The organism is Flavobacterium galactosidilyticum (genome assembly GCF_020911945.1).
Lineage (GTDB): Bacteria > Bacteroidota > Bacteroidia > Flavobacteriales > Flavobacteriaceae > Flavobacterium > Flavobacterium galactosidilyticum.
Genome location: NZ_CP087135.1, coordinates 1,485,764 through 1,509,145, shown reverse-complemented (window position 1 = coordinate 1,509,145; position 23,382 = coordinate 1,485,764). Strand labels below are relative to the sequence as shown.

Genomic DNA, 23,382 nt, shown 5'->3' with positions numbered 1-23,382 from the left:
CTATTATTTAGTGCAAACTACTTGTTCCGTAAATCGGAGATCAACTTTTTTATATTTATACAACGAACTATCTAAAACTGCTTTTTGAAAAAAAGCTTTATAATTTTTAAACTTATGCTCAACATTATTCAATTTACCGAAATCTATTTGATAATCAAAATTTCTGTTGTGCATTTTTAAGCTACCATCCGTCATAATTTCAATTCCGATGATGTTTTTCTTCAAAAAGGGATCATCATAAATTATGCGAAATAATTCAGCTAAATCGTCATTGTTATTTTTATTTATCTCTCCTAAAACAAGCGGAACTCTAGCTGTAAAATTAGCTGATAACGGCATTCTATTTCCCTTATAATCAACATAAAAAGAACCATCATTATCAAAAATTCTAGCAATAGGAGTTTTTTGTTTTACTACTGCTTTTAACACGCCATCAATGCTCACAAAAACGTCTGATTTTTCAATCATTTCTTGCGAATTGAGGCTTTTTTCCAACTTATTCAAATCTAAATTAACTTTTTGAATGCTGGACACCTCACTATTATATTCTATTAACAATTTATTAACCGTTTCTTGCTTAACAAAAGGAGCGTTATCCCCTACAAAAGCAACTGTACATTTGGTTAATTTTCTATTTAAATTTCGTTTTGACGTAAATGAAAATAAAAAAATCACCACAACGAACATCAGCAATAGCCTAATATTTGTCCAATTAAAGAGTTTCATTTATCGCTTTTTTAATTGTGGGTACTAATTCTCCAATATCGCCTGCACCAATCGTCACAATAATACTTGCATCACTCGCTAAAATCGATGAAACTAAATCACTTTTTGTAATTAATTTTTTACTATTATTTGTCATTTTATCCATAAGCCATTTCGAATTTATTCCTTCCATAGGTAATTCACGAGCTGGATAAATGTCTAATAATATGACTTCGTCAAATGCTGATAAACTTTTTGCAAAATCGTCAGCAAAATCTTTTGTTCTACTGAATAAATGCGGTTGAAAAACAGCAAGCACTTTTTGTCCTGGATATAATTCTCGAACCGCCTGATATACAGCATTTATCTCTGTAGGATGATGTGCGTAATCATCTATATAAACTTTAGACTCTGTTTTTATTTGGTATGAAAATCTTCTTTTAATTCCTTTAAATGAAGCGATGGCTTTTGCAATTTCAACGGTTGGGGTGCCGAATAAATTAGCCATTGCAATAGCCATAAGTGCATTCATTAAATTATGTCGTCCTGGCAAGCCAAAATGTAAATCCTTAATCACTTCCGTAGGGGTTTGCACATCAAAAATGTAACTACCGTTTCCTACTCTAACATTAAACGCTTTGTAAATAGCCTCTTCATTCACTGAACAAATTACACCTTCAATTGGCAATTCATTTGTGATAAAGAGATGTGACTTATCCTCAATTTTATTAGCAAATTCGACGAAAGATTCCTCGATTGCTTCACTAGTCCCATATATATCTAAATGATCTGCATCCATTGATGTAATACACGCAATATTAGGATGCAAATGCAGGAAAGAACGATCGAACTCATCCGCCTCGACTACAGTTATTGTTTTACCACTACCTATTAAATTCGAATTGTAATTTTCTACTATTCCACCAATAAACGCAGTGACATCAGCTCCACTTTCGTACATAATGTGTCCTAAAATGCCCGATGTTGTTGTTTTACCATGCGTTCCAGCTACTGCAAAACAAAAAGTATCTTTAGTAATTAATCCTAAAACTTCCGATCTCTTTTTTATTTCAAAATTTCTCTCTGTGAAATAGTTCCACTCTGAATGCGTAATAGGAACTGCAGGCGTAACGACCACTAACGTATTTTCGACATAAAAATCGTTAGGAATTAAATCAATAGCATCTTCAAAGTGAATAGAAATTCCGCTTGCAATTAATTCATCAGTAAGAGCAGACGGTGTTTTGTCGTATCCAACAACTCTTTTTCCTAAGTTCTTGAAATAGCGCGCAAGATTACTCATCCCGATTCCTCCGATTCCTATAAAGTAGACGTTATTTATTTGGTTCAAATTCATTTACAATTTAAATTTAAAATTTCAATGGGACTTTCAATTTTCAACATTAGTGTTGATTTCTGAATTCTTGACTGACTATTTTATTAATTTTATTATCTCTTCAACGATATCTTTTGTTGCATTTGGCTTTGCTAATTTCTTCATATTTAAACTCAAATTAGTCTGCAAATTTTCATCGTGTATTAACGTATTAAAAACCGATTCAAATTTTTCGTCTAATTCGTTTTCTTTAATCAGCAATGCCCCTTTTTTATCTACAATTGCTTTGCCATTCTTGGTCTGATGATCTTCAGCCACATTTGGAGAAGGGATAAAAATTGTTGGTTTTCCAACTAAGCACAATTCCGATACTGACGATGCTCCTGCACGAGAAATGACAAAATCAGCAGCTGCGTAAATCAAATCCATTCTATCAATAAACGAAACTACTTGTACGTCTTCTTTATCAGAGAAACGTTTGTACTCCGCCATATAAAAGTTCCCACATTGCCAAAAAATTTGTATTCCTAGCGCTAGTAGAAAATCTAATTCTTTTTCGATTAACTGATTAATTCTTCTAGAGCCTAAGCTTCCGCCAAGAATTAATAGCGTCTTTTTATTGTCATCTAAATTAAAATACGAAATTGCCTCACTTCTTTTAGAATCTATATCTAACACATCTTGACGAACTGGATTACCAGTTAATATCATTTTTTCCTTCGGAAAAAAATGCTCTAAATTCTCGTAAGCAACACAAATCTTGTTTGCTTTTTTACTCAACAACTTATTAGTAATTCCTGGAAATGAATTTTGTTCCTGAATAACTGTCGGAATATTCAAACTATTTGCCATTTGTAAAAGTGGCCCGCTTGCGAAACCGCCTGTTCCAATGACAACATCTGGTTTAAATTTTTTTATAATATTTCTCGATTTCCACAGACTAATTAAAAGTTTTATTGGAAAAGCAGCATTATCAAATGTCAACCGCCTTTGTAACCCTGCAATCCAAAGTCCCTCTATAGCATATCCAGCTTGAGGCACTTTTTGCATTTCCATTTTATCTTTGGCTCCTACAAAAAGGAATTCAGCATCTGGAAAACGAGATTTTAATTCATTTGCAATAGCAATTGCCGGATAGATATGTCCGCCAGTTCCGCCACCGCTTAATATGAATTTGTATGGTTTCATTTTCTTTTTATTACTGCGTTTATTATTTATTTAAAACTGCCTGCATTGGATTTTTCGAATTGTCAGCGATTGAATACTCCTCGCCTAAAACATCATCCTGTTCTAATTCTCTATCGATTAATTTCTGAAGCGCTTCTTCCCTTTTAGCAGCATCTTTTAGTTCCTGCGTAATTTCCTCCTCTTTCTTGGTTACTCCAATGATAATTCCTAGTGCGATACAAGTCATCCAAATAGAAGTTCCACCGCTACTAATCAGGGGTAAGGTTTGTCCCGTAACTGGCAGCAGCTCTACTGCTACAGCCATATTGATCATCGCTTGAAAAATCATGGGGAAACCAAGACCTATTACTACAAGTTTTCCAAATAGCGTATTGGCTTTGTGAGAAGCAACTACAAATCTAAAAAGCAATAGTAAATACAATGATAAAACGAGTAATCCACCTACTAAGCCATATTCTTCAACAATAATTGCATAAATAAAATCCGAAGAAGATTGAGGTAAAAAATTCTTTTGAATACTCTTACCAGGCCCTAATCCATAAATCATACCAGATGCAATAGCAATTTTTGCTTTCTCTATTTGATAATCATCTTCATCTGGTTTATCAGTGCTAAAATTTTCAATACGGCTTTCCCAAGTACTTACTCTATTAAAAAATTTGGCATCTGGAAAAGCTTTCGAAATCAAAATAAAGAAAGCAAGAAAGATAATCCCAGAGCCTACAATGATTGCAATGTATTTCATGGGGTACTTCCCAATAAATACTAACATTAATATCATCGAAAATATTAATGCTGTAGTAGAAAAATTTGAAGGAAGAATGAACATTAAAGTTATAAAAACTGGCAGCCACAACTCTTTCAAAGACTCTACAAAATCAATAGGCTTCTCTCTTGTTTTTGATAAATAACGCGCTACAAAAACAAACAATACTAATGCCGCAAAAGCGGATGGTTGAAACGAAATACCAACAAATGGAATTTGTAACCACCTACTTGCATTTGCCCCACCAATCACTGTTCCTTTTATCATTGTAAAGGCCAAAATAAGCCATACAACCGGCAATATCCATTTTGATATTGATCTAAAATAATGATAAGGAACTTTATGAATAAAATATATAATTGCAAAACCGCAACAAATATGTCCTAAATGTTTCATTAAATACCCTAAAGTATTTCCTGTTCCATGTCCTAAATAGGCCAAGTTACTACTCGCACTAAAAACAGGCATAAACGAAAATAAGGCTAGTAAGGCCACGAATGACCAGATCCCTTTATCTCCTTTTAAATTACCTATTAATTGCTTCATTTTTATATTTTTAAAATTGACTACAAATGCTTAACCGCTTGTTTAAATTGATTTCCTCTGTCTTCATAGCTTTCAAATAAATCAAAACTTGCACAAGCAGGTGACAATAATACTGAATCTCCTTTTTCAGTTAAACGTTGTGCCATTTTTACAGCATCATTCATATTATCAACTTCAACCATAATGTCAACAACATTTCCAAAAACATCAATGATCTTTTTATTATCAACACCAAGACAGATAATCGCCTTCACTTTCTCACGAACTAGCGACATCAACTCATTGTAATCATTTCCTTTATCAACACCTCCAACAATCCAAACAGTTGGTGTATTCATACTGTCAAGAGCAAAAAAACTAGCGTTTACATTAGTTGCCTTTGAATCGTTTATATATTGAACATTTTGAATTTTCAAAACTTTCTCAAGACGGTGTTCTACTCCTTGAAAATTTGAAAGACTTTCTCTAATTGTAGCCTTTCTTATTTGCATTAATTTTGCTACAGATGTTGCTGCCATTGCATTTTTCATGTTATGTTTTCCTTCTAAGGCAATGTATTCTGTATCCATTGTAAACTCGTCTTGACTGATTTTAATTTCCATTTTGCTGTTGTTGTTTATGTATGCTCCTTCGTTGAAAGTTTTAGTCAATGAGAAAGGAATTAATTTTGCTTTTACTTTGTGCGTGCTCAGCCAGTGTTCGATAGCTTCATCATCCGCGTCATATATGAGGTAATCCTCCTCAGTTTGATTCATTGATATTCTAAATTTCGAATCAATATAATTTTCATATTTATAATCGTATCGATCTAAATGATCCGGGCTAATATTTGTAATTATGGCAATATGCGGCTTGAAATTCTTAATGCCATCCAGCTGAAAACTACTTAACTCTAACACATAGGAATCATATTTATTTTCAGCAACTTGCCAAGCAAAACTCTTTCCTATATTACCTCCCAATCCAACATTTAATCCTGCCGATTTAAGCAAGTGGTGGGTTAGCATCGTAGTTGTCGTTTTACCATTACTACCTGTAATCCCAATAATTGCTGCATTTGTAAAAGGTGCTGCAAACTCAATTTCTGAAATGACTGGAATTCCTTTCTCTTTCAGCTTCCTCACTATTGGTGATTTATCTGGAATTCCGGGACTTTTCATTACAACATCAGCATTCAGAATCAGATCTTCCGTGTGTTTTTCATCTTCCCATTGAATTCCATTTATAAGGAGAACTTCTTTATAATTCCCTTTTATCTTTCCAAAATCAGACACAAATACATCGTATCCTTTTTTCTTACCCAGAATTGCAGTACCTACACCGCTCTCTCCTCCGCCTAGAATTACGAGCCTCATACTATCTTAGTTTTAAAGTAATAATTGATAATATGGCTAGCATTATGGCAACAATCCAAAATCTAGTCACAATTTTACTTTCGTGGTATCCTTTTTTCTGATAATGATGATGCAACGGCGACATTAAAAATATTCTTCGGCCTTCGCCAAAGCGTTTCTTTGTGTATTTAAAATAGCTAACTTGAAGAACCACAGAGAAATTTTCGACTAGAAAAATTCCGCATAATAATGGAATCAACATTTCTTTACGAACGGCAATTGCGAGAACTGCAATAATTCCTCCAATAGTCAAACTACCAGTATCACCCATAAAAACAGAAGCAGGATAGGAATTATACCATAAAAAACCGATGAGTGCACCAACAAAAGCAGCTATAAAAACGGTCATTTCCCCTGAATTAGGGATATACATTATATTTAGATAATTGGAAAAAATAATATTCCCTGAAACAAACGTAAATATTCCCAAAGCGAGGACTGACACCGCAGAAGTTCCAGCAGCAAGTCCATCTATTCCATCAGTTAAATTAGCACCGTTAGATACGGCCGTTATTATAAAAATTACAACAGGGATAAAAACCAACCATGCCCATTTTTGATAACCATCACCTGTCCAAGCCAATAATTCAGCGTAGTCAAATTCATTATTTTTAAAAAAAGGAATTGTAGTAACAGTCGATTTCTCCTCTACTGGCGCTGGAGCGATAACATTTTCAGTTGTTACATTAAAAATATTAATCTTTCCAGTATCTTGTCGTACTGTAACTGCTGGACTGAAATAGAGTACTGAACCAACAATTAACCCCAGCCCGACTTGCCCAACAACTTTGAATATCCCTTTTAAACCTTCTTTATCTTTTTTGAAAATTTTAATATAATCATCAATAAAACCAATAGTTCCCATCCAAAGTGTAGTAACTATCAACATAACAATATAAATATTATGCAACTTGGCAAAAAGCATAACCGGAACAAGCGTAGCAAAAATTATGATTAATCCACCCATAGTAGGTGTTCCTGCTTTTTCATTTTGACCTGCTAAACCAAGTTCACGCACGGTTTCACCAACTTGCTGTCTCTGCAAAAACTGAATAATTCTTTTTCCATAAATAGTGGATAATAGCAGTGATAGCATAAAAGCCAACGCAGATCTAACAGTAATGTACTGAAAAACTCCTGTACCGGAAACATCCAATGTTTTGTCTAGATATTCAAATAAATAATATAGCATATTAGGTTATGGATTATTTGGTTATTTATTAAGCTGTTCTAAAATTTCTTTTACCGTTTCCATATCGTCAAAATGCTGACGAATGCCTTTCACCTCTTGGTATGTCTCGTGACCTTTACCAGCAATCAATATGATGTCATTAGGCTGAGCTAACTGGCAAGCCGTTTTTATAGCTTGCTTTCTATCTGTAATAGCCAGTAACTTTTTATAGTTTTGAGGCGCGACACCCTTTTCCATTTCACTAATTATAACTTCAGGATCTTCATCTCTAGGATTATCTGACGTCAATATTGCCTTATCACTCAAAGCTGTAGCAATATCAGCCATTATTGGGCGTTTTGTTTTATCTCTATTCCCTCCGCAACCCACAACTGTAATTAATTGTTCATTTGTAGTACGAATGTCATTGATTGTCCTGAGCACATTATCTAATGCATCTGGAGTATGCGCATAATCAACAATCGCAGTAATATTAGTAGCAGAAACTATAAACTGAAAACGACCAGAAACACTTTCTAAATCTGATAATAAACGAAGAACCTCTAAACTTTCCATTCCTAACTCGACAGCCGTTCCGTAAATAGCTAATAAATTATATGCATTAAATGTTCCTATTAACTTTACCCAAACTTCATTTCCATTGATTTTCAGTAGCAACCCTGACAATTGATTTTCAAGAATCTGTGCTTTATAATCAGCATATGATTTCAAAGCATAGGTACGTTTTCTTGCCGCAGTATTCTGCAACATCACTTGTCCGTTTTTATCATCACTATTTGTCAATGCAAAAGCTGATTTTGGCAAATTATCAAAAAATGTTTTTTTGACATCTCTATATTCCGCAAACGTAGGATGGTAGTCTAAGTGATCGTGAGATAAATTTGTAAATATCCCGCCTACAAAATGTAAAGCTTCTGTTCTTTTTTGATGAATTCCATGCGAACTCACTTCCATAAAACAGTACTCTACTCCATTATCTACCATTTCTTTTAGATAATGATTTATGGTAATTGAATCAGGAGTTGTATGCGTTGCTTTATGCTCCACTTTGTCAACTACAATTTTTACCGTTGAAAGTAAACCTACTTTAAAACCCGCTTTTTGGAATAATTGAAACAATAAAGAGGCAATAGTAGTTTTGCCATTTGTTCCTGTAATTCCAACTAATTTCAAGTTTTTAGAAGGTTCACTAAAGTAATTAGCAGCCATAAAAGCTAAAGCTGAATTGGTGTCCTTTACTTGAACGTAAGTAACTTCATTATTAATAGTATCCGGAAAAGCATCACATATTACAGCAGTTGCCCCTTTCTGGATCGCTTTTTCTATAAAATCATGACCGTCAGAAATTGAACCACGAATAGCCACAAAAACATCATTAGCTTCGATTTTTCTAGAATCAAAATCTATTTTATTGATAGCAATATCAGTTGGTCCTTTTACCGCCTCGATTGCTACTTTATACAATATATCTTTTAGTGTACTCATGATAATTCTAATAGTATCGTTGTATTTTTAACTAAATTTTGTCCTGCTTCTAGTGACTGTTTTTTTACTTTTCCTACGCCAACAACTTTTACTTTCAAACCTAAATTACCTAGTAAAGCCACTGCATCCATTCCTGACATTCCTTTCAAATTAGGAATTACCTTCAGTTTATTTTGTGTTTTTGCAAAATAAGAATCGTAATCGCTTTCTTGTTTTGGTATCTTTTTATCTAAGTTTTTAATTTCATTTGTAGATGGAGCATCAGTAAATATTTTTTGTGCAATCCTTTTAAAAACAGGTCCTGCAACGCCAGCTCCATAAAAATCTCCTTTTGCCGTACTTGGTTTATGAACTATCACAATGCAAGAATATTTAGGATGATCTGCTGGGAAGTACCCTACAAAAGAAGAGGCATAATGCATTTTAGTACCGTCTCTTTTTCCGTAATTCACTTGAGCTGTTCCAGTTTTACCAGCCATAGAAAAGTCTTTTGAGTACAACTTAGATGCTGTTCCTTTTTTAACTACGTTAGCCAGTACTACTTTTAATTTTTTTATTGTCTCAGGTGAACAAACTCTGGGATTGATAACTTCTTTCTCAACCTTTACAATCGTTTTGTTCCACTCTTTTATCTCAGAAATGAACTGAGGCTTAACCATCACACCATTATTTGCAACAGCATTATAAAATGTCAATGTTTGCATAGGTGTAATAGAAACTCCATAACCGAAAGCCATCCATGGCAACGAAATATTACTCCAACGTTTGTCTGAAGGTTGCGGAATGAAAGGACGACCTTCCCCTTCAAAATCCATGTTTAATCTCTTGTTGAATCCCCAAGCATTAACATGCTTAACAAATTTAGAAGGCTGGTTTTTATAGTTATCATAAACCGCTTGAACCATTACTGTGTTAGAAGACAATTCAAATCCTCTAGCTAAAGATATCTTTCCGTATCCTCCTCTATGTGAATCACGAACAGCCTTACCTGAATAACGAATTTCTCCACCAAACGTGTTGTAGACCGTACTTGTATCAGCCACCTTATCTTCTAAAACAGCCATCATATCGACTAATTTAAATGTAGATCCTGGTTCATGAGATTCAGCTACAGCATAGTTTGTAGTTTCATAATAGGTTCCATCACTCGCTCTCCCTAAATTAGCTATAGCTTTTACGTGACCAGTTTCCGTTTCCATTACTACTACGCAACCGTGATCTGCTTCAAATTCTTGCAATTGCTTTAATAAAGCATGATGCGCAACATCCTGAATGTATACATCTATTGTCGAAATAACATCGTAGCCATCTTGTGGATCTACTTCATTAAGGTCACGGATAGGTTTCCACTGCCCTTTTGCAATTTTTTGCTTTAATATTTTCCCGTCTTTACCGTTTAAATATTTTCTATATGCCCATTCAATTCCTTTTCCATCAGATTTCCCATTCGACGAAGTACGCTCATAACCAATAGTTCTTTCAGCAATTTTACCTATCGGATGCTCACGTACCGTTTCTTGTTGTACAATGATTCCGCCTTTGTAAGCACCTAAATTAAATAGCGGAAATCCTTTGATTTTAGAATACTGCGTATAACTTAATTTCCGAGCTAGCAAGTAATATCTATTTTTGTTAGCTCTGGCTTTTCGTAGTTCATTTTCAAAAAAACTAGAAGACTTGCCTAGAACTGTTGCAAGTGAATCTGATAATGACTTCACATTTTTTTCAAAAGCTTCAGCCTTTGGAGCAAGAGCATCGAAACGAATCTCATAATTAGGAATTGAAGTAGCTAAAAGGCTTCCATCAGCAGAATAAATATTTCCTTTATTAGCAGGAATAACAAAATTCTTGACTGTTCTTTCCTTCGCTAATTTTCGATAATAATCACCTTCAACCCATTGAATATTAGCTAATTTGACAGCAATAGCCATTGCCATGACAAAAATGCCAATAGCGACCGTATAAATTCTGTATGATATTTGCTTATCTTCTACTGCCATAACTTTTGAAAAAAGGTTTTCTCTTTTTCTTTTTTAACTTTTATTTTTACTGGAGGAACTGTCGATGGGAAAATTTCTTTTTCAACCATTTTTGCAGACACAGTAGACTCCATTTTTAATTTCATTAATTCTGAGCGTCTATCTACAAATTCCGAACGAAGTTCTTTTGCTTGATTTGTCAACGCCACAATTTTGAAGACTTTCTGTTCAAATCGCTGTGTATTAGCAATCATCAAAATGGCCAATAAAATTATAAAAACAATAAAGCGCCAGTTTTTCAATGCGTCCTCATTATTCAAGAACTTTGCTTTCAACAAACTGTAAACCCCGTTTTTCATCGCTATTATTTCTTTTCAGCTATTCTTAATTTGGCACTTCTAGCTCTATTATTTTCTTTAATTTCAGCAGCATCAGGAACAATTAGTTTACCAACACTTTTAAAAGGAACTGAGAAATTACCAAAAAAATCACGCTCAGGTTCTCCTTCAAACATTCCATTCTTCATAAACCTTTTCACTAATCTATCTTCTAATGAATGATAAGAGATTACGCTTAACCTTCCTTCTGGATTTAAAATTTCAAGCGATTGTTCTAAGAACTCTTTCAAAACATCCATTTCTTGGTTTACCTCAATTCGGATGGCTTGATAAATCTGAGCCAAGATTTTATTTCTAACTCGATCAGGCAAATGTCTCGCCAAAACCTCCTTTAGTTTGTCAGTAGTCTTGATAGGATTCAGCTCTCTTGCTTCTAATATAGTTCGAGCTAAAACTGGTGCATTTTTTAATTCGCCATAATCTAAGAACACTCTTTTCAAATTGTCTTCATCATATTCGTTAACAACCTTATAAGCATTCAAATCATTTTTCTGACTCATTCTCATGTCCAAGCCTGCATCAAAACGAGTAGAAAAACCTCTTTCAGGAACATCAAACTGATGCGATGAAACACCTAAATCACCTAGAATTCCATCAACACTTTTTATTCCGTAAAAGCGTAAAAATCTTTTTATAAATCTAAAATTATCATTGATTAGCGTAAACCTTTCGTCATCCAATGCGTTTGCCAATGCATCCTCATCTTGATCAAAAGCAAATAACTTTCCGTTTGGACCAAGTCTACTCAAAATTTCTTTTGAATGACTTCCTCCACCAAAAGTAACATCTACATAAATGCCATCAGGCTTAATATTTAAACCATCTACTGATGCGTGAAGCAAAACAGGATTATGATATTCCATTGTCGTCGTCATTTATATTACCCATTACATCTTCGGCTAAATCTGCAAAATCTACATCATCACCACTTATTGATTTCTCGTATAACTCTTTATCCCAAATCTCCACAATATTTACTGCTGAAGAAAAAACTACCTCTTTACTAATACTAGCAAAAGAAACTAAATCCTTAGGAATCAATAGCCGCCCTAAAGCATCTATTTCAACCACCTTTACACCAGCAGTAAAGCGACGTATAAAGTCATTGTTCTTTTTTACAAAGCGATTTAGCTTATTAATTTTAAGCATCATCAAATCCCACTCTTTCATAGGATACAACTCTAGACACGGTTGAAAAACAGAACGCTTCAAAACGAATCCGTTTTGAAGTGAAGTAGCCAACTGCTTTTTTAAAGGTGCTGGTATAAGCAGCCTTCCTTTAGCATCGACTTTACATTCATATGTCCCGACAATTGTATCCAAGAAAAAAGTATTTGATGATATAGAGCAAAAATATAAAAAATATTACCACTATTTACCACTATATACCACTTTGTTAATAAGTTTACCCACTTACACCTAAAAACGATTAATTTTTAAACACTCAGAGTATTAGGCTTCTTTTATTTATTTTATACGAAAAATAATACAAAATAAAAATAACTCACGAAGACACAAATATTTGCGTGGCCAAACACAATCATTAGAACAAAAAAGGTTAAAAAAAGCTAATTATTGTGACAAAAAAGGAGAATTCATCATTAACACTCCATTATTTTTCCAATTAAAAATTGTTGTAAGAATTAATTTTTATTTATTAAATCATATATTTGTCAAAATTGAAAATTCGGTTTCATAAAACATGGAAAAACACTATAAAAAAGAAGGTAGATACAGCTATTTTGAAGCTGGTGAAGGAACACCAATTGTCATCTTACATGGTCTGATGGGAGGACTTAGTAATTTTGATGCTGTTGCTAGTCACTTTTCTACAAGAGGTTACAAAATAATCATTCCAGATTTACCTATATACACCCAAAATATTTTAAAAACTAATGTAAAGAGTTTTGCAAAATATGTTAAGGATTTTATCACATTCAAAGGATTAGATCGCGTGATCCTTTTAGGAAATTCATTAGGTGGTCATATTGCATTATACCATACTAAAATGTATCCTGAAAAAGTAGCAGGACTTATAATAACTGGAAGTTCTGGCCTTTACGAAAGCGCTATGGGCGATAGCTACCCAAAAAGAGGTGACTACGAATACATCAAGAAAAAAGCAGAAGATGTTTTTTACGATCCAGCAGTAGCAACTAAAGAATTGATTGACGAAGTTTACGAGTCTGTAAACGACAGAATAAAACTTATAAAAACATTGACGATCGCTAAAAGCGCCATTCGTCACAACATGGCAAAAGACTTACCTAAAATGCACGTTCAAACTTGCATCATTTGGGGTAAAAATGATAAGGTTACACCACCTGAAGTAGCAGAAGAATTTAATAATCTATTGCCAAACTCTAGCTTGTACTGGATTGACAAATGCGGTCATGCAGCCATGATGGAACATCCAGAAGAGTTCAATCGTTTATTAGAGGATTGGTTAACAAACACTCATTTAGCTGTTCAAAAAGCATAAAGAGAGAATTTTACAACACAAAGCAATGAAAATTAATACCGCCGAATTTGTTATTAGCAACTCTGAAGTAAGCAAATGTCCAAAAGACTTTTTGCCAGAATACGCATTTATAGGTAGATCAAATGTGGGAAAATCCTCTTTGATAAATATGCTAACAAATCATAAAAAACTAGCAAAAACATCTGGAAGACCAGGAAAAACGCAATTGATCAATCATTTCTTGATTAACAGCAATTGGTATCTTGTCGATTTACCTGGATATGGTTACGCCAAAGTTTCAAAAAAGACAAAGTCTATTTTTCAAGAATTTATTACTGACTATTTCGAGACAAGAGAACAATTAGTATGCGCCTTCGTTTTGATAGATATTCGTCTTGAAGCACAAACCATAGATATTGAGTTCATGTCTTACATGGGCGAAAGCGAAATTCCTTTTTGCATCATCTTTACAAAAGCTGATAAAATCAGTAAAGTAAAAATAGACTCTCATGTTGCCGCTTACAAAAAGAAAATGTACGCTAACAATTGGGCCGAAATGCCACCTTATTTTGTAACGTCAGCGACTGAATCTACAGGAAAAGAAGAATTATTAGGCTATATAGACGAAGTAAATCAAGAAGTTTTTAAGAACAACAGCGGTTTTTAAAGCTAGAAATTCTAAAACAAAAAAATCCAAATTCTAATTTAACATTGGAATTTGGATTTTTTTGTTTTGACTACTTTTTATTTCACTAGATCTAATTTCTCAGCAAAGTAATCGCAGAAATCTTTCATAGTGTCCGACATTTTTTCATCATCTGTTGCACGCTTGAATGTTTCAGACATAGCAACTAAAGTCTGATGAAAGAAAATTTTCATTTCATCAACTGGCATATCTTTTGTCCATAAATCAATTCGCATGCTTTCCTTAGCTTTGCTATCCCAAATGGATAACATAATAGCTTTCGCCTCTTGAGCTTCAACTCCGCCGTCTTGAGCGGACCACATTAATTTTTCTGGAACACGATTATCATCTAATTCGACTAGAAATTTAATTTCTGATGTATTTTTATTCGACATTATTTTTTGGGTTTGTATTTAGATTTTTCAAATAACTCTTTTGCATTCAATTTCAACAAATCTCCGATAGGGATTTCATTGTTTTTTGCGTACGCTCGCACAATTTGCCAGCCTAACCAAGCTCCCACTCTTCCGGGAGACTCGTTGTCTAACTCCAAATAGAATTTAGAAAATGGTGCTTGACTTATAAATCTTGGTATTAATTTCTGATCGTTACTGTAAAGCATTTCTCTTTCGATAATATAGCGCCACATATAATTTTCATTTTCTTCACACCATTTTATTTGTTCGGCTGTATATCCTATTTTCTCAGCATCTAAATAATCAGGCAAGAGTAAATCTTTCAAGTACAATTGCTTTCCAGAATAAATCATTTGAGCCAATAGAGTCTTATCTGAGCTACCTGGGATTTTACTAGCAGAAAAACTCGTAACGATATCCGGAGCGATTTGTCTTTGCTCAAAATTTTCTTTTAAGTAATTTGGAAACTCATAAAATTTATGGTTTTTCCCCAAGTACAATTCAAGTGAAACAATTACCAGACTGTCTGCATAGATAACCTTATTATTATAATCCATCTCTGAGATTACTGTTATCACTTTAGGTGTTTTTGTTTCTGGAAAGTAATATTTGATACGTTTAAAAAGCGTTTCTAAAACTTCTTTTTCAGGTTTAAAATCACCGTATTTCTTTTGAACCTCATCGTAAACCTCTCTCCAAAGCGGACTTCTCATTTTATCCAACCAGACGCTATTATCGTTCCCAACAGGAAAGAAAAACGGAAATTCTTTTTTAACTTTTTCTAAGTCTTCTGGAGGCGTTTCAAAAAATATTTTATCAAAACGTTCTACTTTAATTTCCAGAGGAATTTCTGCCACAGCACTTTCTACTTTATCTTCCTTTTTACAAGCTAAAACAAAGAGACAAAAGGCTACGAGAAACAGATATTTTTTCATATATATTAATTAAATTTGTTTCTAAAGAATCATTGGAAACAAACGCATTTCAAATTGATTTTGCAAATATACATTCCTGCTTCTTAAAACGTAAATTATTATGACTAAAAAAAGTACAATTCAAGTTGACAAAGTAAACACTCAAATTGTAAACTGGCTAAAAAGCTATGCTGAAAACTCAAAAGTAAATGGATTCGTGATAGGTATTTCTGGTGGAGTTGATTCAGCAGTTACATCAACCTTGTGTGCCCAAACTGGTTTAAAAGTTTTATGTGTTGAAATGCCAATTCATCAAGCAGAAAGTCATGTTTCCAGAGGACGTGAACATATTGAGCAATTAAAACAACGGTTTCCAAATGTGAGTAGCGTAGAAGCTGACCTAACTAGTACTTTTGAAACATTTAAAATGGCAGTTCCTACAGAGGAAGACACTACCAAATTAAACTTAGCACTTGCCAATAGCAGAGCGCGATTGCGAATGACCACCTTATATTACTTCGCAGGAATTCACGGTTTACTGGTTGCAGGAACGGGGAACAAGGTCGAAGATTTTGGAGTTGGTTTCTATACAAAATACGGCGATGGCGGAGTAGATTTGAGTCCAATTGCTGACTTAATGAAATCAGAAGTATTTTTATTAGGCAATTATTTAGACATACCAAAATCAATATTAGAAGCATCTCCTACTGATGGATTATTTGGCGATGATAGAACTGATGAGGACCAACTTGGAGCTAGTTACGACGAATTAGAATGGGCAATGCTTCAAGATGAAGCTCAAAGAAATAGTGATGATTTTTCTGGAAGAGAGAGAATTGTTTTCGGAATTTATAAGAGATTAAACACAAATAATCAACATAAAATGATTCCAATTCCAATTTGTCATATCGAGAAATATTAAACAACTCATATTTTATATTGATTTGCAATTATTTACAGAATTTATTTATAAATTTACAGTTCCAATTACAAATAATTCTAAAAATAAAAAATTATGATCAAAGTATGTATTGCAGATAATTATCCTGTCGTGCATTTTGGGGTAAAATCGTACTTCAAAGACAATGCAGACATTTCGATAGTTGCCAATGTCGGCAATTTCGCGATGGTACAAGATATATTACAAACAAAAGACATTGATGTATTAGTCGTGGATTTGGATCTGGAAGGTCTTTCCAGTATTTTTGAGGTTAAAGCAATCTTGAAAAATTTTCCAAAAACTAAGATTATTATCTACAGTGGTCTTTCAGAACAAATTTATGCGCCAAATGCCATAAAAGCTGGAGTTTCTGGCTTTGTGCATAAATCAGAAAAACTAGAAACTTTAGGTATTTCCATTATTAAAGTCCAACAAGGCAAAATAATAATGAATGAAACCGTAAAGAAAAACTTAGCGCTTATTGCTAAACAAAGCAAGAGTGAACGTTTGTATCGCAAACTATCTAATCGTGAAGTTGAAGTATTACGTTATTTAAGTGGGGGGAAAAAGAATCATGAAATTGCTGAAATTTTAAATCTCAACGAAAAAACTATCAGTACTTACAAACTGCGTTTGCTTACAAAACTAAACGTTACTAATCTTGTAGATTTAGTAGACAAAGCTAAAAAATTAGAGATTGTTTAGTATCTAGACATTACTCTTCCTAGTTTTTTAGAAAAAGAATGGATTAAAACATTGTAATCCATTATCATCGATATAGACTCTGTATTATCTGAATTTGATTCTGATAGTACAGAGTTTTTTAATTCTTCGATAATCATCCCAACCAAATACCATCTCATAGTTAGAATCGTTTCGGAAACATTCTGTGCAATAGTGTCATTTTTTGATTTCGGAAAAATATTTTGCCCTTGCCAATCGTGCAAAACAAGTCGCTCATCTTCCATTAAGATATCCGTTACCTCTTGAGCAAAATTAGGCTCGAGACGCATTAAATATTGCTCTAAACTAAAATTTTCCTGCTGATGATAAAAATTTATCAAGTCATTGAATATTTCTCTAAACAAAGGATTGGCAAGTTCAACCTCATCTTCTTGCAAACTAAGATAAATTCTTTGATATACTTTGTACTCCTTTTTTTCTGTAAAAGTTGCTATTTCGCCATCTTCACTAGTTTTCAAAAAAGTATCTTCAAATTCTTCCATCTTGTTTCCATACAATAAAAGAATTTCTATTATTTTCCTTTCCAAGCGATAAAGAATATCAACTTTTTCAGTTCCTATTGGATTTTCATTTTTAACAACTTCAAAAGCTTTTTGCCCAGAATCTTGTGCTTGTTTTTGTTTTTTACCAACATCGACAACCTCTTTTTGTGCTAACTGTGCCAAAGTACTTTGCAAAACTTGCTCCGAAATATCCATAATTCGTGAACATTCCTGTATGTAAATTTCTCGCTGAATGCGGTCTGGAATTTTAGAAATACTCACTACCATATCCCGAATCAAATCGGCTTTTTTTATAGGATCGTTCTTAGCTTCATTCATTAAAAGCGACGCTTTAAACTGTATAAAGTCTTTAGCATTATTCTCAAGATACATAACTAAGTCATCATGCGAGGTTTTTTTAGCAAAACTATCAGGATCTTCTCCATCAGGAAATGTACATACTTTGACATTCATCCCTTCTTCGAGAATCAAATCGATTCCTCGAATGGAAGCACGCAATCCTGCCGCATCACCATCAAAAAGCATGGTTATGTTTTTTGTCAATCTATTGATTAATCGGATTTGATCTGATGAAAGTGCGGTTCCAGATGACGAAACCACATTCTCAATTCCTGCTTGGTTGAACTGAATTACGTCCGTATATCCTTCAACTAAATAGCAGTTGTCTAGTTTAGCAATAGATTGTTTAGCATGGTAAATACCGTAAAGAACTTTACTTTTATGGTAAATATCACTTTCAGGAGAATTCAGATATTTTGCTGCTTTTTTATCGTTAGTCAAAATACGCCCTCCAAAACCTAGGACTCTTCCAGACATACTTTGAATAGGAAACATAACTCGCCCTTTGAAACGGTCAAATGGCCTGTCGTCTTTAGGGATAGTTAATCCAGTACTTTCAAGAAATTCTAATTTATACCCTTTTCCCAACGCTTCTTTAGTAAAAGCATCCCAAGCTTCAGGTGAATATCCCAATCCAAATTTCTTGATCGTTTCATTAGTAAAGCCACGTTCTTTAAAATAAGAATAACCTATAGCCTTGCCTTCTTCTGAATTTAAAAGTGTATTGTGAAAATAGGTTTTTGCAAACTCAGAAACCAAATACATACTCTCTCGAATGTCAGTATTTGCTTTTTCTTCATCCGACTGCTCCGTTTCTTCAATTTCGATATTGTATTTTTTAGCTAAATATCGAATGGCTTCCGGATACGTAAATTGTTCATGTTCCATCAAGAATGCAACAGAATTCCCACCCTTCCCAGAACTAAAATCTTTCCAAATTCCCTTGGCTGGCGAAACCATAAAAGAAGGAGAACGCTCTTCAGAAAAAGGACTTAAACCCTTGAAATTACTTCCTGCACGTTTTAAATTAACAAAATCACCTATAACCTCCTCTACTCGAGCAGTTTCGAAAACAATATCTATCGTGGCTTTTGAAATCAAAATATGAGGAAAAATTTAATTGTTTAAGGACTGCAAAAATACACAAATCAAACTTCTTATTTCCAAATCTAAAGTAAAAAAAGCGCCTCTCTCGAAGCACTTTTTAAAGTAACTAACTAAATCAAAATATTAATTAAAATCGAAACGCAATCCTAAAGAAACATTATTTTGCTTAACAGCATTATCTTTAAACAGAGGATTCAAATCATATTTTAAATACAAACTGGTAGACTTATAACCTACATAGCTGCTCAAGCCATAAATAAAATCAGTAGTATTGAAATCTCCTTTTAGCCTTTCAGTAGTATTAAGATTATTATCATCATATTTAAGAATTTGCTTAGACTTTAAATTGATTCCAGCATATCCACCAACACCTAAACGAAAACTATTATGTGTTCTGAAAAATGGTTTTCCATTAGAATCTTTATTACCTGAAAAATCAAATTCTAAATGAACTGGCGCTACTAAATAAACATTTCTAAAACGAGAATCGCTTAAATCTTTAGTATTCAAAACAAGATCAGTTTGGTTTCCATTGACCACAAAACTGCGATTATCAGTAGGACGAAGATTATTATACATCACTGACAAACCATATTTTGCATGCAAAAGATTATCATTTTCTAAAATCCTGCTATTGTAAGTAACACCCAATTCATAGAAATGAGACCCTAAATACCTGAAATCAGATTTGTCAACTTTATCGTTTGTCACCACATTATTTAAACCTGCCGCAAAAACCATTTGACTCGTTGTACGCTTAGATTGACGATTTTTCTTATCTTCATTACCATCATATACTTTCAAGGATGCAATGTTAATTTCTGTTTGATTTTTTCCAATTTCTGTATTACTTCCACCAAGCATAATCATTCTACCACCATTTTTACTAGTTTCATCTTCTAATTTACCATCAACTCTGTCTTGAATTAATTGATTTAGCTTCGCTTCCTCAATAGCAACTTTTGACTCAATAGTAGCAGCACGAACTGATGCTTTCTCTAACTTCAATACTTCAGCTTTTTCTTTTGAGATCAATCCCTTTGACAAATCCTGATCGACAGCTTCAACTTCAGACTTTAATGCCTTTTTTTCACCATCAGTTATTGACTTAATTTCATCAGCAATTGCTTTTGCTCGTTTTTCAAAAGAAATTGTTTTGTTTTTTCTGCCTTTTATAGAACCCGTTTCTTCTAATGAATTGTCAACTACATCTAGGGTTATATCTTTGAACCAAACCTGACCTGTTCCGTCCAACAAAGTTCCATATGAGATTGATGTCGCTTCTTCTGGAACAAACAGTACAATTTCATATTTCATCCAATCGTTTGTACCTTTTATTCCTCTATTCTGCATATTGTCGAAAGCAAGAACTTGAGCTTTATAAAAATCAACACGCATCCAGAGTCCAGCCCATGATTTTACTTTTTCAGTTTTCACAAAACCGCTCATTTTTACTGTTTTCCCTTTGAATGAATCTGACTGAACAGTTTTCATAAGAGTTCCAAAACCATCAATTTTACTTTTAATTGATTTTATAGTGAAAATATTCTGATCGAGTAACTCTGAATCTTTTTCAAAACTCATATTATAATTTGGTGATTCAGGTTCCCAATACGACCAGTCTAAAACATATTTATAGCTTCCGTTATTTTGAGCATTTAATTTTGTGACCATAGCGACCAACATAATAGCCGTAAATAAAATAATTTTTTGCATGATTTTCGTTTTTTGATTGATGATTGATTTTTATTCTTGATAATTTCTATTTGCCAAAACGGCTTTTATACTGTTATAATTTTTATTTATTTTTTCTATTGCAGTTTCCCTAAAAGATTGATTTAATTCTGATTCAGCATTTATCAATAAACTATTTGCATTTACTGCAATTCCTGATTTATACCTTTCCGTCGATACTTTAGAAGAGGTCTTATCCACCTTATTATTACTAATTTCCGCCAATAGTCTTTCTGCTGAAATATATCTGTTTTTACTAACCGATTGATAATTGCTATTTTCAGCAACATTCACAACTGCGTTATTCTCTTTTGATTGATTGATAATTGAAACGGTATCTTCTTTATTTAAAAGTTCAATTGACTGTTTTTTAATACTATTATTAGCAATAAACTGGGGTTCATTAAGTACTTTATTTTGTGTCGAACGAGGTGAAACATTCGGATTATTAGCTTTTGACTCGTCAGAATTATTTACATCCTTTTTTTGTTCTAAAACAACTGCTGGTAAATTGTTATCTATTATTTCAGCATCCAAAACAGTAAAAAAAACAGTTCCTATCAGTAAAAAACCAACAAAACTTGCAGCAAAATATATCCATTTATAATTTCGCTTACTTTTAGTTTTTTCGGCAATGTCAAGCTTAGCACTCAATCGATCCCAAGCTTGCGCAGAAGGCTGAATCGTTCTAGCGTCCAACTTTTGTTTTATTTCAAGATCTAGTTTATTCGGTTCCATACTCGTAATTTTTTAACTTGTTAATCTGCGTTTGAAGTGTTTTCCTAGCATGCGACAATTGCGACTTCGATGTCCCCTCATTTATCTCCAGCATACTTGCAATTTCCTTGTGCTTAAAACCTTCAATAGCATATAAATTAAAAACCATTTTATAACCATCCGGCAAACTATCAATCAAAGACTGAATATCATCTGTTGAAAATTGACTTTCGATGTTATTAAAACTCTCTTCAAAATAAGTTTCATCTTCAATATACTTTATCTTCTTCTCCACTCGAATAAAAGAAATACATTCGTTGACCATTATTCTCCTAATCCAACCTTCAAAACTTCCTTTATTTTCGAAGTTTTTAATGTTAACGAAAACTTTCATAAAAGCGGTAATCATAATATCTTCAGCCTGATGAATATCCTTTACATATTGACGGCATACACTTAACATTTTTGGAGAAAAATGAGTATAAATTTGCTGTTGAGCCTGCCGATTATTTTCGGTGGCTAACTTAATTAATTCATTTTCCTGATGATGTAAGTAGATTACTTTCATAAAAATTTTAAATGGAAAAGTTGCATTTCGATCACACCTCTCAGAGAAACTAATTTATAATAACACTCCAACTAAAGTTATTAAAAGTATCGTCCAAAAATGATATTGAATCAGACTTCTATAAACATAGACGCTTATCAGTACAAAAAGGTTGCATGATATGTTCTATTTTTTCTAAAGATAAATTGAGGAGTTTATAAAAAACTAACAATCAAATGCTTATAAGAAAATTATTTTAAAATAAATTATTTTTTTCTTTCAATTACGTAATTGACCATCAAGACTAAAGCGTCTTTAAACTCAGAATCAGGAAAATTATTTAAAAGTAAAAGTGCTTCTTGCTGGAATTCGACCATTTTATTTTCAGCGTAAGCCAAACCATTATTATCTTTTACAAAAGCAATAACTTCTTTAACTCTTTTTTTGTCTTTGTTATGATTTTTAATGGAATTGATTAACCAGCTTTTTTCTTTTGAAGTACAGGTATTCAGGACATGAATCAGCGGTAAAGTCATTTTTTGCTCTTTGATATCAATTCCAGTAGGTTTTCCAATGGCTTCGTCAGTATAATCGAATAAATCATCTTTTATTTGGAAAGCCATTCCAATCAGCTCACCAAATTTTCGCATATTCTCAACCTGAAACTCATCTTCAATAACTGATTTTGCACCAAGAGCACAACAGGCAGCAATAAGTGTTGCTGTCTTTTTTCGAATGATGTCATAGTAAACATCTTCTGTAATGTCTAATCTTCGGGCTTTTTCTATTTGAAGTAGCTCGCCCTCACTCATTTCACGTACAGCAACAGAAATAATTCGAAGCAAATCAAAATCGCCATTATCTATAGACAGTAGTAAACCTTTTGATAATAAATAATCGCCAACTAAAACGGCAATTTTATTTTTCCATAGCGCATTAATAGAGAAAAAACCTCTTCTCCGATTACTATCATCTACAACATCATCATGAACTAATGTTGCCGTATGAATCAACTCTATAACGCAAGCTCCGCGATAGGTTCGTTCATTTACCACACCGCCAGAAACCATTTTTGCGGTAAGAAAAACAAACATAGGTCGCATTTGCTTCCCTTTTCTATTTACAATGTAGTAAGTGATTCTATTCAACAAAGCCACTTGCGAAGTCATCGATTCATAGAACTTTTTTTCAAAAAGTTCCATTTCTCTAAATATGGGCTGTTTTATTTGTGAAGTAATATTCATTAGAATCCAAAGATACAATTTTAGCCTACAATCCTACAAGTG

At 33.3% G+C, this 23,382-nt stretch carries 22 protein-coding genes; 4 read left to right on the top strand and 18 right to left on the bottom strand.

Annotated features, from left to right (window positions below; genetic code table 11):
• Positions 1–3: 3 nt before the first annotated feature.
• From LNP27_RS06545 to mraZ, 11 genes are all read right to left on the bottom strand, one after another.
• Positions 4–726, bottom strand: coding sequence for a cell division protein FtsQ/DivIB (locus LNP27_RS06545; RefSeq protein ID WP_229943799.1), 723 nt, complete (start codon positions 724–726; stop codon positions 4–6).
• The gene (gene murC, locus LNP27_RS06540; RefSeq protein WP_229943798.1) at positions 713–2,062 is read right to left on the bottom strand and encodes a UDP-N-acetylmuramate--L-alanine ligase; all 1,350 of its coding nucleotides are present in this window, start codon (positions 2,060–2,062) and stop codon (positions 713–715) included. Before murC ends, LNP27_RS06545 begins: the two co-directional genes overlap by 14 nt.
• A 75-nt stretch (positions 2,063–2,137) precedes the next feature.
• Positions 2,138–3,229 carry an undecaprenyldiphospho-muramoylpentapeptide beta-N-acetylglucosaminyltransferase gene (gene murG, locus LNP27_RS06535; RefSeq protein ID WP_229943797.1) on the bottom strand — a complete coding sequence of 364 codons (1,092 nt, stop codon included), beginning with the start codon at positions 3,227–3,229 and terminating at the stop codon, positions 2,138–2,140.
• A gap of 22 nt (positions 3,230–3,251) precedes the next feature.
• Positions 3,252–4,541 (bottom strand): FtsW/RodA/SpoVE family cell cycle protein, encoded by a 1,290-nt coding sequence (locus tag LNP27_RS06530; RefSeq protein WP_229943796.1) that lies wholly within the window; start codon positions 4,539–4,541, stop codon positions 3,252–3,254.
• A gap of 20 nt (positions 4,542–4,561) precedes the next feature.
• Positions 4,562–5,896 carry a UDP-N-acetylmuramoyl-L-alanine--D-glutamate ligase gene (murD, locus tag LNP27_RS06525; RefSeq protein WP_229943795.1) on the bottom strand — a complete coding sequence of 445 codons (1,335 nt, stop codon included), beginning with the start codon at positions 5,894–5,896 and terminating at the stop codon, positions 4,562–4,564.
• A gap of 1 nt (position 5,897) precedes the next feature.
• The gene (gene mraY / locus LNP27_RS06520; protein WP_229943794.1) at positions 5,898–7,127 is read right to left on the bottom strand and encodes a phospho-N-acetylmuramoyl-pentapeptide-transferase; all 1,230 of its coding nucleotides are present in this window, start codon (positions 7,125–7,127) and stop codon (positions 5,898–5,900) included.
• 21 nt (positions 7,128–7,148) lie between these two features.
• Positions 7,149–8,612 (bottom strand): UDP-N-acetylmuramoyl-L-alanyl-D-glutamate--2,6-diaminopimelate ligase, encoded by a 1,464-nt coding sequence (locus LNP27_RS06515; protein ID WP_229943793.1) that lies wholly within the window; start codon positions 8,610–8,612, stop codon positions 7,149–7,151.
• Positions 8,609–10,612: a penicillin-binding transpeptidase domain-containing protein gene (locus LNP27_RS06510; RefSeq protein WP_229943792.1), complete on the bottom strand. Its 2,004-nt coding sequence runs from the start codon at positions 10,610–10,612 to the stop codon at positions 8,609–8,611. The genes LNP27_RS06515 and LNP27_RS06510 overlap by 4 nt, the downstream gene beginning before the upstream one ends.
• A complete protein-coding gene (locus LNP27_RS06505) occupies positions 10,603–10,950 on the bottom strand; it encodes an FtsL-like putative cell division protein (protein WP_229943791.1) in 348 nt (115 codons plus the stop codon). Before LNP27_RS06505 ends, LNP27_RS06510 begins: the two co-directional genes overlap by 10 nt.
• 5 nt (positions 10,951–10,955) lie before the next feature.
• Positions 10,956–11,864: a 16S rRNA (cytosine(1402)-N(4))-methyltransferase RsmH gene (gene rsmH / locus LNP27_RS06500; RefSeq protein ID WP_229943790.1), complete on the bottom strand. Its 909-nt coding sequence runs from the start codon at positions 11,862–11,864 to the stop codon at positions 10,956–10,958.
• Positions 11,839–12,312, bottom strand: a complete 474-nt coding sequence (mraZ, locus tag LNP27_RS06495) for a division/cell wall cluster transcriptional repressor MraZ (protein WP_229943789.1) — start codon at positions 12,310–12,312, stop codon at positions 11,839–11,841. The genes rsmH and mraZ overlap by 26 nt, the downstream gene beginning before the upstream one ends.
• 379 nt (positions 12,313–12,691) lie before the next feature.
• Between mraZ and LNP27_RS06490 the strand changes: the two genes are divergently transcribed.
• Positions 12,692–13,471, top strand: coding sequence for an alpha/beta fold hydrolase (locus LNP27_RS06490; RefSeq protein WP_229943788.1), 780 nt, complete (start codon positions 12,692–12,694; stop codon positions 13,469–13,471).
• A gap of 25 nt (positions 13,472–13,496) precedes the next feature.
• Positions 13,497–14,117, top strand: coding sequence for a ribosome biogenesis GTP-binding protein YihA/YsxC (gene yihA, locus LNP27_RS06485; protein ID WP_229943787.1), 621 nt, complete (start codon positions 13,497–13,499; stop codon positions 14,115–14,117).
• Between the two features lie 77 nt (positions 14,118–14,194).
• Here the strand turns inward: yihA and gldC are convergent, their stop codons facing one another.
• Both gldC and gldB read right to left on the bottom strand, forming a co-directional pair.
• The gene (gene gldC / locus LNP27_RS06480) at positions 14,195–14,530 is read right to left on the bottom strand and encodes a gliding motility protein GldC (RefSeq protein ID WP_229943786.1); all 336 of its coding nucleotides are present in this window, start codon (positions 14,528–14,530) and stop codon (positions 14,195–14,197) included.
• Positions 14,530–15,486 (bottom strand): gliding motility lipoprotein GldB, encoded by a 957-nt coding sequence (gldB, locus tag LNP27_RS06475; protein WP_229943785.1) that lies wholly within the window; start codon positions 15,484–15,486, stop codon positions 14,530–14,532. The genes gldC and gldB overlap by 1 nt, the downstream gene beginning before the upstream one ends.
• A 100-nt stretch (positions 15,487–15,586) precedes the next feature.
• On the opposite strand from gldB, the gene nadE reads away from it, so the two are divergent.
• Positions 15,587–16,387 carry an NAD(+) synthase gene (gene nadE, locus LNP27_RS06470; RefSeq protein ID WP_229943784.1) on the top strand — a complete coding sequence of 267 codons (801 nt, stop codon included), beginning with the start codon at positions 15,587–15,589 and terminating at the stop codon, positions 16,385–16,387.
• Positions 16,388–16,480: 93 nt separating this feature from the next.
• Positions 16,481–17,110, top strand: coding sequence for a response regulator transcription factor (locus LNP27_RS06465; protein WP_229943783.1), 630 nt, complete (start codon positions 16,481–16,483; stop codon positions 17,108–17,110).
• Here the strand turns inward: LNP27_RS06465 and dnaG are convergent.
• From dnaG to LNP27_RS06440, 5 genes are all read right to left on the bottom strand, one after another.
• On the bottom strand, positions 17,107–19,092 hold the full coding sequence (dnaG, locus tag LNP27_RS06460) for a DNA primase (RefSeq protein ID WP_229943782.1): 1,986 nt from the start codon (positions 19,090–19,092) through the stop codon (positions 17,107–17,109). The genes LNP27_RS06465 and dnaG overlap by 4 nt on opposite strands.
• A 129-nt stretch (positions 19,093–19,221) precedes the next feature.
• On the bottom strand, positions 19,222–20,814 hold the full coding sequence (locus LNP27_RS06455) for a hypothetical protein (RefSeq protein WP_229943781.1): 1,593 nt from the start codon (positions 20,812–20,814) through the stop codon (positions 19,222–19,224).
• A 30-nt stretch (positions 20,815–20,844) separates the two neighbouring features.
• Positions 20,845–21,570 carry a hypothetical protein gene (locus tag LNP27_RS06450; protein WP_229943780.1) on the bottom strand — a complete coding sequence of 242 codons (726 nt, stop codon included), beginning with the start codon at positions 21,568–21,570 and terminating at the stop codon, positions 20,845–20,847.
• On the bottom strand, positions 21,557–22,117 hold the full coding sequence (locus tag LNP27_RS06445) for an RNA polymerase sigma factor (protein ID WP_229943779.1): 561 nt from the start codon (positions 22,115–22,117) through the stop codon (positions 21,557–21,559). Before LNP27_RS06445 ends, LNP27_RS06450 begins: the two co-directional genes overlap by 14 nt.
• Before the next feature lie 245 nt (positions 22,118–22,362).
• On the bottom strand, positions 22,363–23,340 hold the full coding sequence (locus tag LNP27_RS06440; protein WP_229943778.1) for a polyprenyl synthetase family protein: 978 nt from the start codon (positions 23,338–23,340) through the stop codon (positions 22,363–22,365).
• Positions 23,341–23,382: the final 42 nt, after the last annotated feature.